We start from the raw sequence: 14819 nt of genomic DNA, 5'->3' as shown, positions 1-14819 counted from the left end.
ACAAGCTTTTGTGTGCTACGCGGATCGCGTCACACTATTATTTCAAGGATGATTGACCTGTAAACCTGTTGGTTTGCAGGGGTTCCTCTAAATTTCCTCTGTTGGTGTCGAATATCGGACGGGGCGCTGAGTCGTCTGTTCTCATAAAGACCTGCACAAATAGCCTTTGCTTTTCCCGGCAGGTTAATAAGTCAGAAGAGAAAGTGATGGAGAAGCTATGAGTTCATCGTGTATTGAAGACCAAAGCATTCAGGATAATCAGTGGTATCGGATCGTCAGCGAAATGTTATCTTCCGCCGACATCCAGATTAATGGTAATCGCCCTTTTGACCTTAAAGTAAAAAACACTGACTTCTTCAAGCGTGTTTTGCAGGAAGGTTCTCTGGGTTTGGGTGAAAGTTATATGGATGGCTGGTGGGAGTGTGAACGTCTGGATATCTTTTTCCAGCGCGTTTTGCGAGCCGGTTTAGAAGATAAACTTCCCCACCATTTTAAAGACACATTACGCATCGCAGCAGCACGTCTCACCAATTTGCAATCCCGTAAACGCGCGTGGATTGTCGGTAAAGAGCATTACGATCTGGGCAATGATTTATTCACTCTCATGCTCGATCCCTATATGCAATATTCCTGCGGCTACTGGAAAGAAGCCACCACCCTGGAGCAGGCGCAGGAAGCGAAACTCAAAATGATCTGCGACAAACTGCAATTAAAACCGGGGCTGCGTCTGCTCGATATTGGTTGCGGCTGGGGCGGATTATCTGAATATGCAGCGCGCCATTATGGGGTCAGCGTGGTGGGTGTGACCATTTCCGCTGAGCAGCAAAAGCTCGCACAGGCACGTTGTGAGGGGCTGGATGTCACGATTCTGTTGAAGGATTACCGCGACCTGAACGATCAGTTTGACCGCATTGTGTCGGTTGGGATGTTTGAGCATGTTGGACCGAAAAATTATCAGACCTATTTCAATGTCGTGAAGCGCAACATCAAGCCTGACGGCATATTTCTGCTGCATACCATCGGCTCAAATAAAACCGACCTGAGCGTGGATCCGTGGATCGACAAATATATCTTCCCGAACGGTTGTCTGCCTTCGATTCAACAGATTGCGCACACCAGTGAATCCCTGTTCGTGATGGAAGACTGGCACAATATCGGTGCAGATTACGACCGAACGTTGATGGCGTGGCATGAACGTTTCCAGATTCACTGGCCCGAATTGGCAGAGCGCTACGGCGATCGCTTTCACAGGATGTTCACGTATTACCTCAATGCCTGCGCAGGGGCTTTCCGCGCGCGCGATCTTCAGCTTTGGCAAGTGGTCTTCAGCCCTGAAGGGGTTGACGGTGGACTGCGCGTTCCGCGTTAATTAATGGCAGCGCAACACATAAAAAATCCGGGCATAAGCGCCCGGATTTTTTTATTCACTTCTGAAAGTGCGATGCAATTATTCCGCTTTCTCAATCATCGCCTGCGCCGTCGCAATAGCCGCTTCGCGGCTGGCTAACACACGTTCAACCGTATCGACGATCGCCTGCGTTTGCGGATCGATTTCAATATTAATTTTGTCGCCGAGGCGTCTGGCGCCTAATGTTGTGCGCTGCAACGTTTCAGGAATTAAATGCACGCAAAAACGAGTGCGGGTGACTTCGCCAATGGTCAGACTAATACCATCAATGCCGATATAACCTTTATGTAATACATATTTCATCAAATCTTCATGCGGCATGCGGAACCAGATCTGACGGTTATTTTCTGAGGTGAGAATTTTTGCGACTTCGGCAGTACAAATAATATGGCCTGACATTAAATGGCCACCGATTTCATCATTAAATCGTGCAGCACGCTCCAGATTGACCAGATCGCCAACCTGTAAATCACCAAGATTGGTCAGCCGCAGAGTCTCTTTCATCAAATCAAAACTGACCAGATCACCCTGTACCTCCGTGACCGTCAGGCAACAGCCGTTGTGGGATACCGAAGCGCCGAGCTGAAGATTATCCAGCATATCCTCTGGCATGCGTACAACATGGGTACGGAAATTCGGTTTTTCATCAATCGATACAACCGTTCCGGTACCCTGAACAATTCCGGTAAACATAGCCCTTTCCTCAATTCTGAAATCTGTTGTATTAAGACAACGCTGTCGCCAGTTTGCCGCAGATTTAATTGAAAGCCAAATCTCTGCGGCACAAATAGCACCGGTTCCGGGGATCTCATTATTTAACCAACCATTAACCGCATCGTTTGCTTAAAAATACTGAAAAGGTACAATCTTCTGGCTATTCTCTACACGTCAATGTCGCCTTAAATGGCGTTTTTTTATTCAAAATAATCAACAATAAAGGTGTATCTGTGCAGAAGTACCTCGCAGAAGCGCGGGTGTTATTAGCACTTGCCATCCCGGTCATCCTTGCGCAAATAGCCCAGACATCCATGGGTGTGGTGGATACAATAATGGCCGGTTCAGTCAGCGCGACGGATATGGCTGCCGTCGCCGTCGGGACCTCCATCTGGTTACCGGCCATCTTATTCGGCCACGGTTTATTGCTTTCGCTGACACCGACCATTGCGCATCTCAACGGCGCGGGCCGACGGGATAAAATAGGACATCAGGTGCAGCAAGGTTTCTGGCTGGCCTCCGGTGTTTCAGTGCTGATCATCGCCGTACTTTATCACTGCGATCAGATCATCGGTCTGATGCACAACATTGACCCTGAGCTTCAACGAAAAGCCATCGGCTATCTGCACGCCATCATGTGGGGCGCGCCAGGCTATTTGTTTTTCCAGGTGCTGCGCGACCAGTGTGAAGGATTGTCTAAAACCAAGCCGGGCATGGTGTTTGGTTTTATTGGCCTGCTGGTCAATATTCCGGTTAACTATATTTTCATCTACGGGAAATTCGGTGCTCCGGCCCTTGGCGGGGTCGGCTGCGGTGTGGCAACGGGTGCCGTATATTGGGTGATGTTTTTCATGATGCGCTTTTACGTGCGCCATAATCGCGCACTGAAAGATATTGCCCCACCCTCACGCTTTGCTAAGCCTGACTGGCCGACGCTACGCCGGTTGATTCAGCTGGGTTTGCCGATCGCGCTGGCATTATTTTTCGAAGTGACGCTGTTTGCCATCGTTGCCCTGCTGGTTTCTCCGCTGGGAATTGTGGCCGTTGCCAGCCACCAGATTGCGCTTAACGTCGGTTCACTGATGTTTGTCGTCCCGCTGTCGTTGGGTGTGGCTGCAACGATCCGCGTCGGTTCACGGCTTGGTGAATCTTCCGTTGAAGGGGCAAAAGTCGCCGCTTACACCAGTATTGTGACCGGTATCGTCATGGCCTGTTGTACAGGGATGACGGCGATTCTGTTCCGTGAGCACATCGCGGCACTGTATAACGACAGCCCGGAAGTGGTTACTCTCGCGTCAAATCTTCTGATCTTTGCTGCGCTATTTCAGATTTCAGATGCGATCCAGGTGATCGGCAGCGGCATTTTGCGCGGCTATAAAGATACGCGTTCCATCTTCTATATTACGTTTGTTGCGTATTGGGTTCTGGGCCTTCCGGTGGGATATACCCTCGGACTGACCGATTTGCTGGTGCCGCGAATGGGACCGAGTGGATTCTGGTGCGGATTTATTCTCGGACTGACGTTCGCCGCCGTGATGATGACGGTACGCATGCGCTGGCTGCAAAAACAAACGTCGTTCACGATTTTGCAAAAAGCAGGCCGTTAACCGTCTTTCACTTACGCAATCACTGGCCACGCGCTAAAAAAGATTCATCTGCGCGTGGCTTTTGCCCCTGAGCGAAGGCCGTTATGCCTAAAAAAACAACGCAATGCGCATAAGCTCGTCAGTCGTGCACATTATGAAAGAAAAATGTCTTTTTTCCCTTGCCAGTATTCAGAGACGCCGTTAATATTCGTCCCCGTCGCCAGCACTGGCTGACAAGAAAGAAAACGATGCGTCCGTAGCTCAGTTGGTTAGAGCACCACCTTGACATGGTGGGGGTCGGTGGTTCGAGTCCACTCGGACGCACCAATTTCGAAGCAGTACCGTTGCATGATGTGCGTCCGTAGCTCAGTTGGTTAGAGCACCACCTTGACATGGTGGGGGTCGGTGGTTCGAGTCCACTCGGACGCACCAAAGCAACGCCCGGTTACTCCCTGTGTGACTTTCCCTGATTTCACTCCCTGCTTTGAATCCAACCGCTTCCTCTATAAACACCAGCACCTCCTCTGATGATTATCTGTTTTCAGGATTTCCCGACCACACGCATATGTTCGTCTTGCCTTTAACCGGTTTATTTCGAAGTTGTGGCATTTTCGCCGGTCCCGTAACGAATCTGTTATACCCTGTGGTTTCCGCTCTGCCCACTTTGGGTATTTGCGCAACAACACTCTGTCATCTGCCCTAAGCTTGCGCTTTATCACGTTTTTTATTTGGTTTCCCGCCTCGTTCCCCTCTATAATACGCATCGTCTCTTCGATTGAATGGTTTCAGCCCCTTGATCTGTCGATATCGCACTTATAAAAGCGTGACCACTCCCGTAGCGATCTTAAATCGCACTAATCGCTATGCTTTGGCTGAACTAACTACACCATTCCTTTCACAGTCTTCTACGCTTAGTAATGATTTGATTCAACCAGGCAAGACTTCAATTCCGCGCGGGCAGCCCTGCTGTCAGGCAAACACTTTTCCAATCCATCACAACTTGTAGATAAAATCGTCATGAAAAAGACCAAAATTGTTTGTACCATCGGACCGAAAACTGAATCCGAAGAAATGCTGACCAAACTGCTTGATGCAGGCATGAACGTAATGCGTCTGAACTTCTCTCACGGTGATTACGAAGAGCACGGTCAACGCATTAAAAACATCCGCAACGTGATGGCCTCTACCGGCCACAAAGCAGCTATCCTGCTGGACACCAAAGGTCCTGAAATCCGCACCATGAAACTGGAAGGCGGCAAAGATGCTGCACTGGTTGCGGGTCAGACTTACACCTTCACTACCGACCAGAGCGTAATCGGTAACACCGAACGCGTTGCTGTGACCTACGCAGGTTTCGCCGCCGACCTGAAAATTGGCAACACCATTCTGGTGGACGATGGCCTGATCGGCATGGAAGTGACTAACGTCACCGAAACCGAAGTTACCTGTAAAGTTCTGAACAACGGTGACCTGGGCGAAAACAAAGGCGTTAACCTGCCAGGCGTTTCTATCGCTCTGCCTGCGCTGGCTGAAAAAGACAAGCGCGACCTGATCTTCGGTTGTGAACAAGGCGTTGACTTTGTTGCTGCTTCTTTCATCCGTAAACGTTCTGACGTTCTGGAAATTCGCGAGCACCTGAAAAACCACGGTGGTGAGCATATCCAGATCATCTCCAAAATTGAAAACCAGGAAGGCCTGAACAACTTCGACGAAATCCTCGAAGCATCAGACGGCATCATGGTTGCACGTGGTGACCTGGGTGTTGAGATCCCGGTTGAAGAAGTTATCTTCGCGCAGAAGATGATGATCGAAAAATGTAACCGTGCGCGCAAAGTGGTTATCACCGCAACGCAAATGCTCGATTCCATGATCAAAAACCCACGCCCTACCCGCGCTGAAGCAGGCGACGTGGCTAACGCCATCATCGACGGTACTGACGCTGTGATGCTGTCCGGTGAAAGTGCTAAAGGTAAATATCCGCTGGAAGCCGTGACTATCATGGCGACCATTTGTGCCCGTACTGACCGCGTTATGCAGAGCCGCATTGATGGTCAGAACGACAATCGCAAACTGCGTATTACTGAAGCCGTTTGCCGTGGCGCAGTAGAAACTGCTGAAAAACTGGATGCTCCATTGATCGTTGTTGCAACCAGCGGTGGTAAATCTGCTAAAGCTGTGCGTAAATACTTCCCGCACGCGACTATCCTGGCGCTGACCACGAATGAAATCACTGCCCGTCAGTTAATCCTGACCAAAGGCGTAGTGACTCAGCTGGTGAAAGAAATTGCCTCTACTGATGATTTCTACCGCATTGGTAAAGAAGCGGCGATTGAAAGCGGTTTGGCTCAGAAAGGTGATATCGTAGTGATGGTTTCTGGCGCGCTGGTTCAAAGCGGCACTACCAATACTTCTTCGGTGCACGTTGTTTAAATAAAAACGTGACCCAGAGCATGAATAAACGCCGCATCCCGTGGCGTTTATTTCTTCGGGAAGCATTTTTTCTTAAAAATGGCTTAAGGCAGACGTACTGAAATTGGGATAAGTCCCATGGAAAACAGCTGTTTTCGAAGCAATTTTTAACTTTTTCGTAAAAAAAGATGCTTCTTTGAGCGAACGATCAAAATATAGCGTTTACCTACAAAAAATTATTCTCATTAGAAAATAGTTTGTGTAATACTTGTAACGCTACATGGAGATTAACTTAATCTAGAGGGTTTTATAATGAATCGCACTAAACTGGTACTGGGCGCTGTAATCCTGGCTTCAACTATGCTGGCTGGTTGTTCAAGCAACGCTAAAATCGATCAACTGTCTTCAGACGTTTCTACTCTGAACTCTAAAGTTGACCAACTGAGCAACGACGTGAACGCAATGCGTTCTGACGTTCAGGCAGCTAAAGACGACGCAGCACGTGCTAACCAACGTCTTGACAACCAAGCTCACGCTTACAAGAAGTAATATTTACTTCTCTAGTTCAATGGCGCACTCAGTGCGCCATTTTTTTATCTGTTTTTCCTCACCTTCTTTCCCCTCTTCGTACTCCTCCCATCTCGCGACATTCCATTTTGTTTCCAGCTAACGCATCTGACTTAACAATACGTTTCTAAATACCTCTCTCGCTGCGCCCCTGAGCGCCAGGAACAAAAAAGGAGCCGTAGTGGCTCCTCAGGAAAAAATCGCTTCAGCAGTGGTTTTGCGGCGCTTACTGCGTCCTTGCGGTACTGACATCTGGTTGTGACGTTGCAGCCGTCTGTGGTTCGCTGGCAGCGGGCGCCGTACCGGTGGCTTTATCCCCCACATTCACTACCACAGGCATACCGGAACGACGTGTAATAGCTTCTTTCACCATCGCAGCATTGGTGTCGTCATGCTTAATGAATTTTTTCATCGCTGCCGTCAAGGCTATCGGCTTAGTTTGCGGATCATCTTTTTCAGTATGAGACAGTGGCTGATGTACCTCGATATAGCGTTTACCGTCTGGCTCAATATCATATTTGATTGGCTGATTGATAATCTGCACGCGCGTGCCCTTCGGCACTGTATTAAACAACGCTTCGATATCATCAGGACGCAAACGGATACATCCTGAGCTCACTCGCATTCCAATACCAAAGTTGGCGTTGGTGCCGTGGATTAAATACTGTCCGGTCCCGGCTGACAGACGCATCGCAAATAGCCCCATTGGATTCTCCGGCCCTGCGGGCACCATTCCAGGCAGTTTAATGCCATCTTTCAGGTAAGCTTTACGAATATTGGCGGTCGGAGTCCATGTCGGGTTGGGGATTTTTTGGCTGACTGACGTCACCATCTCCGGGGTATTTCGCCCTAACTGGCCGATACCAATCGGATAGACGATCACTTTGTCTTCACCTTTTGGATAATAATAGAGGCGAAGTTCCGCGAGGTTGACAACGATACCCTCACGTTTGGTATCTGGTAAAAGCATTTGCGAAGGGATGGTCAGCACGCTACCGGCTTTTGGCAAATAAGGGTCCGTACCCGGGTTCGCTTCAAGCATAGCAATCAGACCAATTTGATATTTAGCCGCTACGGCTTCCAGCGGCTGACCGTCATTAGGTACCACATAAGTCGTGTTTTCGCCTACCAGGCGGCTATTATCCGGCGGCAGAGGGTATTCCGCTGCACTTGCGGTCAGGGAGTGCGTTGCCATCATTGTGCCAACTAACATCGCCAAAAGGGGTAATGCGCGTCTCATACTCAGTCCTTTTTCGGCCTGCACTCAGAGGATCTGAGGCCAGACAATTATCTTGTCTGTTAATACTAGCAGCGCAGAACTTCAAGGCAATCAAACTGCAGAAAATCAGAAAGTTACCTAATGGCATGACCGGTTGAAAACACAGTGAAACGGTTTTTTAAACGAATGAAAAGTCAGGAGTAAAACAGAATAAAACGCGGGGATATTCAGAAATGGCTTTGCTCATTAGCAGACGATTCCTAATGAGCAAAGTGAGCAATCAGCGCTTAAGCCAGCGTCGCTGCGTTAGCACGAATAGAACGGATCATCGCTTCCAGCCCCTGCGAGCGTGAAGGCGTGAGATGCTGGCTAAGTTCCAGCTCTGCGAAGAACGGACGGACATCTAGTTCAACAACATCGCGCGGCGTGAGTCCCTGGTACAGACTGAACACAATCGCCACTAATCCTTTCACGATAGCCGCATCGCTGTCGCCTTCAAAGGTGAGCGCGCCGGTTTCATCCGTGCGCATCACGATCCACACCTGGCTCTGACAGCCTGATATCAGATTTTTGTCCTGACGATGTTCCTCCGGCAAAGCCGGTAACTGCCCGCCGAGTTCAATCACGTACAGATATTTCTCTTCCCAGTTCGGGCACCGGGAAAAATTTCTCACTAACTTACTTTTATCTGGCAAAGCCATAACAACATCCTGATCGAGGTTGTCAGGCTTAGCCCAACAACCGGTGAATACGTTGCAGTCCTGCGACCAGACGGTCGACTTCTTCACGGGTATTGTACATCGCAAGCGACGCACGGCACATAGCCGGAACACCGTAGAAAGACATTAATGGCATCGCGCAGTGATGCCCCGTGCGGATGGCAATACCGTATTGATCAAGGAAACTGCCCACATCGTAAGCATGATGTTTACCGAGGTTAAACGCTATCACGCCTGAACGGTGTGCCGGACCGTAGATCTGAATATCAGGCACTGTCGCCATCTGCTCTAGTGCGTAGGTCATCAGTTCCTGCTCGTAAGCATGGATATTCTCCAGCCCCAGTTCAGTCACATAGTCCATCGCCGCGCCCAGCCCCATAATACCACCGGTATTTGGCGTGCCGGCTTCAAAGCGCCATGGTGCGGCCGCGAAGGTCGTACCTTCACTCAGGCTGACATGCTTGATCATCGATCCGCCACCTTCCCATGGCGGCATCTGATCCAGCAGTGCTTTACGCCCATACAGAATACCGATGCCGGTCGGCCCGTAGAGCTTATGACCAGACCAGACATAGAAATCACAGCCCAGCGCCTGAACGTCGACCGCGTAGTGCATGACAGCCTGTGCACCATCAACCAGCACAGTCAGCCCGGCCGCTTTCGCCTGCGGGATGATGGTTTCGAGCGGGTTAACAGTGCCCAGCACATTGGAAACATGCGCCAGCGTCAGCAATTTAGTGCGCGGTGTGATAAGCCCTTCAAGCTGAGATAAATCCAGCTCGCCTTCCGGCGTCAGATGCCAGACGTCGATGTGCAAATCACGTTCTTTCGCCAGCATCTGCCATGGAACGATATTGGCGTGATGCTCCATCTCGGTCAGGATAATGCGGTCACCGGGATGTAAAAATTCACGCCCCCAGGTATTGGCCACCAGGTTAATAGCTTCCGTGGAACCTTTGACGAAGACAATTTCTTCCGCCGATGCAGCATTCATGAAATGTGCGGCCTGAGTGCGGACGTTTTCCATCTGCTCAGTCGCTTCTGCGCTCATGGTATGAATGCCGCGGTGAACCGCAGCATAACCTTGCTCGAAAAAAGACATTTCGCGTTGAATAACCTGATGCGGTTTCTGTGCGCTGGCAGCACTGTCAAGATAGGCCAGCGGCTGGCCGTTAACTTCGCGGCTCAATACAGGGAAATCGCTTCGTACTCTTTCCAGTGGAAAAGTCATTACTTACCTCGATTGAGTCGACCCGCAATACGGGCAATCACGACATCACGCAGGGTTTCATTCTCGATGGCTTCCGTCAGTTCAGCAGCAAAAGCAAAAATGATCATTTGCTGAGCATCATCGCCGCTGATACCACGGGTACGCAGATAGAAAAGCTGTTCGTCATCAATACGACCGACGGTCGCACCGTGGCTGCACTTGACGTCATCGGCATAGATTTCGAGCTGTGGCTTAGTATCAACTTCGGTATGTTTACCCAGCAACAAGTTGTTGTTGGTCATTTTCCCGTCAGTTTTCAGTGCGTGCTTCGCCACCTTAATCATGCCGTTGAAAATCGCTTTTGCGCGATCGTTCACGATCACTTTGTGCAACTGGTTGCTGTTGCAATAACCTTTGTTGTGCTCAAGATAGGTACGGGTATCCGCAATCTCACTGTCAACCGGCAGAACCAGGCTGTTAATGTTGAGATGGGTGTTTTCACCGTTCAGCTGTGCACTGGTGTTATTACGGGTCAGACCCGCGCCCAGCAGGAAACTGTGGCTGGAAACTCGTGCATCACGCCCGACCACCAAATCATTGTGCGAGAAGTGGAAGCTGGCCTGGCTTTCGAACGCCAGTTTGTAATGCGCAAAGTCCGCATTGTCGCCCACATTTACCGTCATACGTGCGCCGGTAAAGTGCCCGTGATCGTTGAGACTCAGGTAATGTTCAATCACTTCTGCATTTGCACCGCTTTCAATGGCTAAATGATAGCGATGATGCACCGTATTCATTTCACGTGACTGGTCGCGACCGCTGCTGATATGTAAAAGATACAGCGGTTTGTCTGCCTGTTTACCGGCAGGAAGGCGTACAGCGATAGGATCCTGCGCCAGACTTTCAGTCAGGTGCAAAAAGACTTCAGACTGAACCGGCTCAGGCAGCGTTTGCTGCGCCGCCGCATTCAGTTTTTGGATCTCAAATGCACCGGTTTCAGCATCACTCAGGCTTGCATCGAAACGACCATCGACGAAAACCAGACGGTATGAATCGAGCGGCAAGGCTAAAGACTTCACTGTCTCAGCCGTTACGGCCTGCTGCTGGGGAGCAAAGAACTGATTGCCCAGCAGAGAGGAAACCGGCGTATATTTCCAGTCTTCCATTTTGGCGTGCGGGAAACCGAGGCGCAGCACCTGTTGCCAGTGCGTGTGGGCGTGAACAGATTGCTCGCCACCGCGGCTTTCAAAAAGACGGTAAAGCTGCTGCATGGCATGTGAACTGCCCGCTGCAGGTGCATTACTCTTCGTCGGTAAGCCAGCCATAACCCTGCTCCTCTAACTGTTTAACCAGGCTGAAATCGCCAGATTTTACAATACGACCCTGATACAGAACGTGCACGTAATCAGGCTTGATGTAGTCGAGGATGCGTTGGTAGTGAGTGACTATAACGAACGAACGTTTGCCGTCACGCAGAGTATTAACACCGTCAGAAACGATTTTCAGCGCATCGATGTCCAGACCGGAGTCGGTTTCATCGAGAATGCAAAGATTTGGCTCAAGCGCCGCCATTTGCAGAATGTCATTACGCTTTTTCTCACCGCCGGAGAAACCGACGTTCACTGAACGGGTCAGCAAATCGGCAGGCATCTTCAGCATCGCGATTTTTTCTTCGATGAAATCCGCGAAGTCAAAACGGTCCATGGCTTCCTGACCGCGGTATTTACGCACCGCATTCACTGCGGTTTGCAGGAAGAAATGGTTGGTCACGCCCGGGATTTCTACCGGGTACTGGAAAGCCATGAAAACGCCTTCACCCGCACGGTCTTCCGGAGCAAGATCCAGTAAATCTTTACCGTTGAACATTACGGAACCGTCGGTAACTTCGTAATCTTCCCGGCCAGCCAGTGTCGCGGAGAGCGTACTTTTACCTGAGCCGTTCGGGCCCATGATGGCGTGTACTTCTCCCGGTTTGATCTCCAGATCGAGTCCCTTGAGAATTTCCTTTTCTTCGACACGGACCTTCAAATTCTTGATGCTTAACATACGTATCCTTGAGTTTGCGCCTGCGCGCTCATAATTCTGATTATGCTTTGACTGTGCTGAACTCAAACCTGTCCGCCGCGACGTCACACCACGCTGCGACGGCAGAAAAGACGTCGGGTTTTTAACCGACGCTGTGTTCAAGGCTTATCGCCAGCAGTTTCTGTGCTTCGACAGCAAACTCCAGCGGCAGCTCGGAAAAGACATCTTTACAGAAACCGTTAACAATCATGGAAATAGCATCGTCTTCGCTGATACCACGTTGCAGACAGTAAAACAGCTGGTCATCGCCAATTTTCGACGTTGTTGCTTCATGTTCCAGCTGAGCAGTGTTATTACGCACTTCAACATACGGGAAGGTATGCGCTGCGCTGTCCGGACCAATCAACATGGAATCGCACTGCGTAAAGTTACGGGCATTTTCCGCGCCTGGTAGGATCTTCACCAGACCGCGATAGCTGTTCTGGCTATGGCCTGCGGAGATACCTTTCGAGATGATCGTGGATTTGGTGTTTTTACCAATGTGGATCATCTTGGTGCCGGTGTCAGCCTGCTGTTTGCCACTGGTCAACGCCACGGAGAAGAACTCACCGATCGAGTTATCCCCTTTAAGGATAACGCTTGGGTATTTCCAGGTGATCGCCGAACCGGTTTCAGACTGCGTCCAGGACATCTTCGACCCTGCTCCTTCACACAATGCGCGTTTGGTCACAAAGTTGAGGATCCCGCCGCTGCTGTCTTTGCTGCCGGAGAACCAGTTCTGCACGGTGGAATATTTCACTTCTGCATCTTTATGCAGAATGACTTCTACAACAGCCGCATGCAGCTGGTAAGTGTCACGCACCGGCGCAGAGCAGCCTTCGATGTAACTGACATAGCTGCCTTCATCGGCAATCAGAATAGTTCGTTCAAACTGACCCGTTTTCGCGGCATTGATACGGAAATAGGTCGACAGCTCCATCGGGCAGCGCACGCCCTTCGGCACGTAAACGAACGTGCCGTCAGAGGCGACAGCGGCATTGAGTGCGGCGAAGAAGTTGTCCTGCGCAGGCACCACGGTGCCGAGATATTTGCGAACCAGATCTGGATATTCGTGAATAGCTTCACCGAAAGAGCAGAAAATGACGCCAGATTCCGCCAGTTTTTCACGGTAAGTCGTGGAGACAGAAACGGAGTCAAAAATTGCATCGACTGCCACTTCTCTCCCTTCACGTACCGGGACGCCCAACTGTTCAAAGGCTTTTTCAACTTCGCTGGTCAGGTAGTTTTTACCCTCAAGCGCAGGAATACTGTGCGAGTCTGCCGGAGGCTGCTGTGTGGCACCAGGCTGAGAACCACAGGTATCATCGCAGCTGCCACAGGATGGCGCAGAATAATAGCTGTAATCCTGATAATCGAGAGGCGTGTAATACGCTTTCAACCAGTGCGGCTCTTCCATTTTCAGCCAAGCATGATAAGCCTGCAGACGGAACTCCAGCATCCACTCAGGTTCGTTGCGCTTCGCGGAAATCGCGCGAACCACATCTTCGTTGATGCCTGATGCTAATTCATCGGTTGCCAGCTGGGTGAAAAACCCTTCCTTGTAATTCACTCCCTCGCCGACCCAAGACTGCACATCGTCTGGAATTTCTACGTTGCTTCGTGACATGTTGGTTACATCGCTTTGTTTACAATAATCTTAAAAATCAAAAGACTCGGTCTTACAGGCCGAAACTTTCGCCACAACCACAGGCGTGTTGCGCTTTAGGATTATTGAATTTAAATATCTGATTCAGCCCTTCACGGACGAAATCCACCTCGGTTCCGTCGATGAAAGGCATCGCCTTCAGCGGAACAAACAGCAAAGCGCCGTCATGCTCAAACACCAGGTCATCGCTGGCCGGTTGTTTGGTTAAATCCAGAACGTAGCCAAAGCCGGCACAGCCCGATTGTTTTACCGAGAGCTGGAGGCCTTTCACTTCAGGATCCTGGGTCATCAGGGTTTTAACCTGTTTCGCCGCAGAATCGGTCAGGATCACGCCTTGCCATACGTTGTCGTCTAAAGAGAACGAGCCGACAGTTTCAGTTTGCATCTGTCTTACCTCATAGTTTTATGGTCATAGACAAGACCTATTGTCTCTATTCTAGTGATTACAATTATCACTTCAACCTCTTGTTTTAAGAGGGTATAGCGATGACCCACGAGGAACGTCGCTCAATGTGCATCGGCTTTGGGTCCGGTTGCCGGCGGGTCTTGAACACCGCAACCATCAACTGATTGAATAAGTTGTCAATTTTTTGTTAAAAAACTCAAAATTAACCTTACAAAGCTCATGGTTTAATAGCTTTCATTATGTCTATTATAAAACATTCATCGGAAATGCCTATTTATGAATTCACCCTAAACGCAATAATAAGGCTCTTTTTGTCTATGCTTTGGCAGATGACAAAACAAAAAAATCCGATGAAAACGTTGATCCGCTGATTTTTTGCCAATATGATGTTTATTCTTTGATAATGATTATCATTCAGATAATCCGGAATACTGAGAATGGCTCAATCGGTAAATGCGTGGTTGCAAGGCAAGATTGACGAATACAAATCGACTGTCCGCGATGCCACCGTGGATTTCTATATGGCTGACGCAGCCTTACGACGCCCTGAGGCACATCTGTGCCAGCTAAAACGCTTTAATAGCATTTGCCTGGACATGGCCAATTTATGCCTGCAAAACGGGGATGATCACAGTTATCTGCACGCGTTATGCAAACTGCATAACCGCCTGATTCTGGAAATAAACAGCGTCGTTCGATGTGAACTCTTCCGTGTTCAGAGCTACCATTTTGCGCGGCACACGCTCAAACTCATTTGCCAGTATTATGCCATGTTGGGCATCTGGGAAAAAGCGACGGCCTTCCAGACCGACTTCGCAAAACGTGTTCCTTATCATCTTTGATATATTTTCAAC

General features: G+C 49.7%; 13 protein-coding genes and 2 tRNA genes. 7 read left to right on the top strand and 8 right to left on the bottom strand.

The window, feature by feature from the left end:
• The first annotated feature begins 217 nt into the window (after positions 1 to 217).
• Entirely contained in the window at positions 218 to 1369 is a 1152-nt protein-coding gene (cfa, locus tag J1779_RS06915; protein WP_122095586.1) for a cyclopropane fatty acyl phospholipid synthase, read from the top strand.
• Positions 1370 to 1447: 78 nt separating this feature from the next.
• Here the strand turns inward: cfa and J1779_RS06910 are convergent, their stop codons facing one another.
• Positions 1448 to 2101, bottom strand: a complete 654-nt coding sequence (locus J1779_RS06910; RefSeq protein ID WP_056773582.1) for a riboflavin synthase — start codon at positions 2099 to 2101, stop codon at positions 1448 to 1450.
• Between the two features lie 254 nt (positions 2102 to 2355).
• On the opposite strand from J1779_RS06910, the gene J1779_RS06905 reads away from it, so the two are divergent.
• The 5 genes from J1779_RS06905 to J1779_RS06885 all read left to right on the top strand — a co-directional run bounded on the left by J1779_RS06905 (position 2356) and on the right by J1779_RS06885 (position 6666).
• Entirely contained in the window at positions 2356 to 3729 is a 1374-nt protein-coding gene (locus tag J1779_RS06905; protein ID WP_217203269.1) for an MATE family efflux transporter, read from the top strand.
• Between the two features lie 229 nt (positions 3730 to 3958).
• Positions 3959 to 4035: transfer RNA gene (locus J1779_RS06900), tRNA-Val, on the top strand.
• A 28-nt stretch (positions 4036 to 4063) separates the two neighbouring features.
• Positions 4064 to 4140 (top strand) — tRNA-Val (locus tag J1779_RS06895).
• Positions 4141 to 4725: 585 nt separating this feature from the next.
• Positions 4726 to 6138, top strand: coding sequence for a pyruvate kinase PykF (pykF, locus tag J1779_RS06890; RefSeq protein ID WP_056773577.1), 1413 nt, complete (start codon positions 4726 to 4728; stop codon positions 6136 to 6138).
• 291 nt (positions 6139 to 6429) lie between these two features.
• The gene (locus J1779_RS06885) at positions 6430 to 6666 is read left to right on the top strand and encodes a major outer membrane lipoprotein (protein WP_056773575.1); all 237 of its coding nucleotides are present in this window, start codon (positions 6430 to 6432) and stop codon (positions 6664 to 6666) included.
• A gap of 244 nt (positions 6667 to 6910) precedes the next feature.
• Here J1779_RS06885 and J1779_RS06880 read toward each other — a convergent pair whose 3' ends face one another.
• The 7 genes from J1779_RS06880 to sufA form a co-directional block, all read right to left on the bottom strand.
• Positions 6911 to 7924, bottom strand: coding sequence for a L,D-transpeptidase family protein (locus J1779_RS06880; protein WP_217203267.1), 1014 nt, complete (start codon positions 7922 to 7924; stop codon positions 6911 to 6913).
• A 266-nt stretch (positions 7925 to 8190) separates the two neighbouring features.
• Complete coding sequence (gene sufE, locus J1779_RS06875; RefSeq protein WP_056773571.1) at positions 8191 to 8604, bottom strand: cysteine desulfuration protein SufE; 414 nt, start codon at positions 8602 to 8604, stop codon at positions 8191 to 8193.
• A gap of 28 nt (positions 8605 to 8632) precedes the next feature.
• Complete coding sequence (gene sufS, locus J1779_RS06870; protein ID WP_183846586.1) at positions 8633 to 9853, bottom strand: cysteine desulfurase SufS; 1221 nt, start codon at positions 9851 to 9853, stop codon at positions 8633 to 8635.
• Complete coding sequence (gene sufD / locus J1779_RS06865) at positions 9853 to 11154, bottom strand: Fe-S cluster assembly protein SufD (RefSeq protein ID WP_217203265.1); 1302 nt, start codon at positions 11152 to 11154, stop codon at positions 9853 to 9855. Before sufD ends, sufS begins: the two co-directional genes overlap by 1 nt.
• Positions 11129 to 11875: a Fe-S cluster assembly ATPase SufC gene (sufC, locus tag J1779_RS06860; RefSeq protein ID WP_056773552.1), complete on the bottom strand. Its 747-nt coding sequence runs from the start codon at positions 11873 to 11875 to the stop codon at positions 11129 to 11131. Before sufC ends, sufD begins: the two co-directional genes overlap by 26 nt.
• Before the next feature lie 121 nt (positions 11876 to 11996).
• Positions 11997 to 13520 (bottom strand): Fe-S cluster assembly protein SufB, encoded by a 1524-nt coding sequence (gene sufB, locus J1779_RS06855; RefSeq protein WP_056773544.1) that lies wholly within the window; start codon positions 13518 to 13520, stop codon positions 11997 to 11999.
• A 52-nt stretch (positions 13521 to 13572) separates the two neighbouring features.
• The gene (gene sufA, locus J1779_RS06850; protein WP_056773540.1) at positions 13573 to 13944 is read right to left on the bottom strand and encodes a Fe-S cluster assembly scaffold SufA; all 372 of its coding nucleotides are present in this window, start codon (positions 13942 to 13944) and stop codon (positions 13573 to 13575) included.
• Between the two features lie 458 nt (positions 13945 to 14402).
• On the opposite strand from sufA, the gene J1779_RS06845 reads away from it, so the two are divergent.
• A complete protein-coding gene (locus J1779_RS06845; RefSeq protein WP_056773538.1) occupies positions 14403 to 14807 on the top strand; it encodes a hypothetical protein in 405 nt (134 codons plus the stop codon).
• The last annotated feature ends 12 nt before the right edge of the window (positions 14808 to 14819 follow it).

The sequence above is a fragment of the Rahnella rivi genome, assembly GCF_019049655.1.
Lineage (GTDB): Bacteria > Pseudomonadota > Gammaproteobacteria > Enterobacterales > Enterobacteriaceae > Rahnella > Rahnella rivi.
This window is presented reverse-complemented; position numbering and strand designations above follow the sequence as displayed.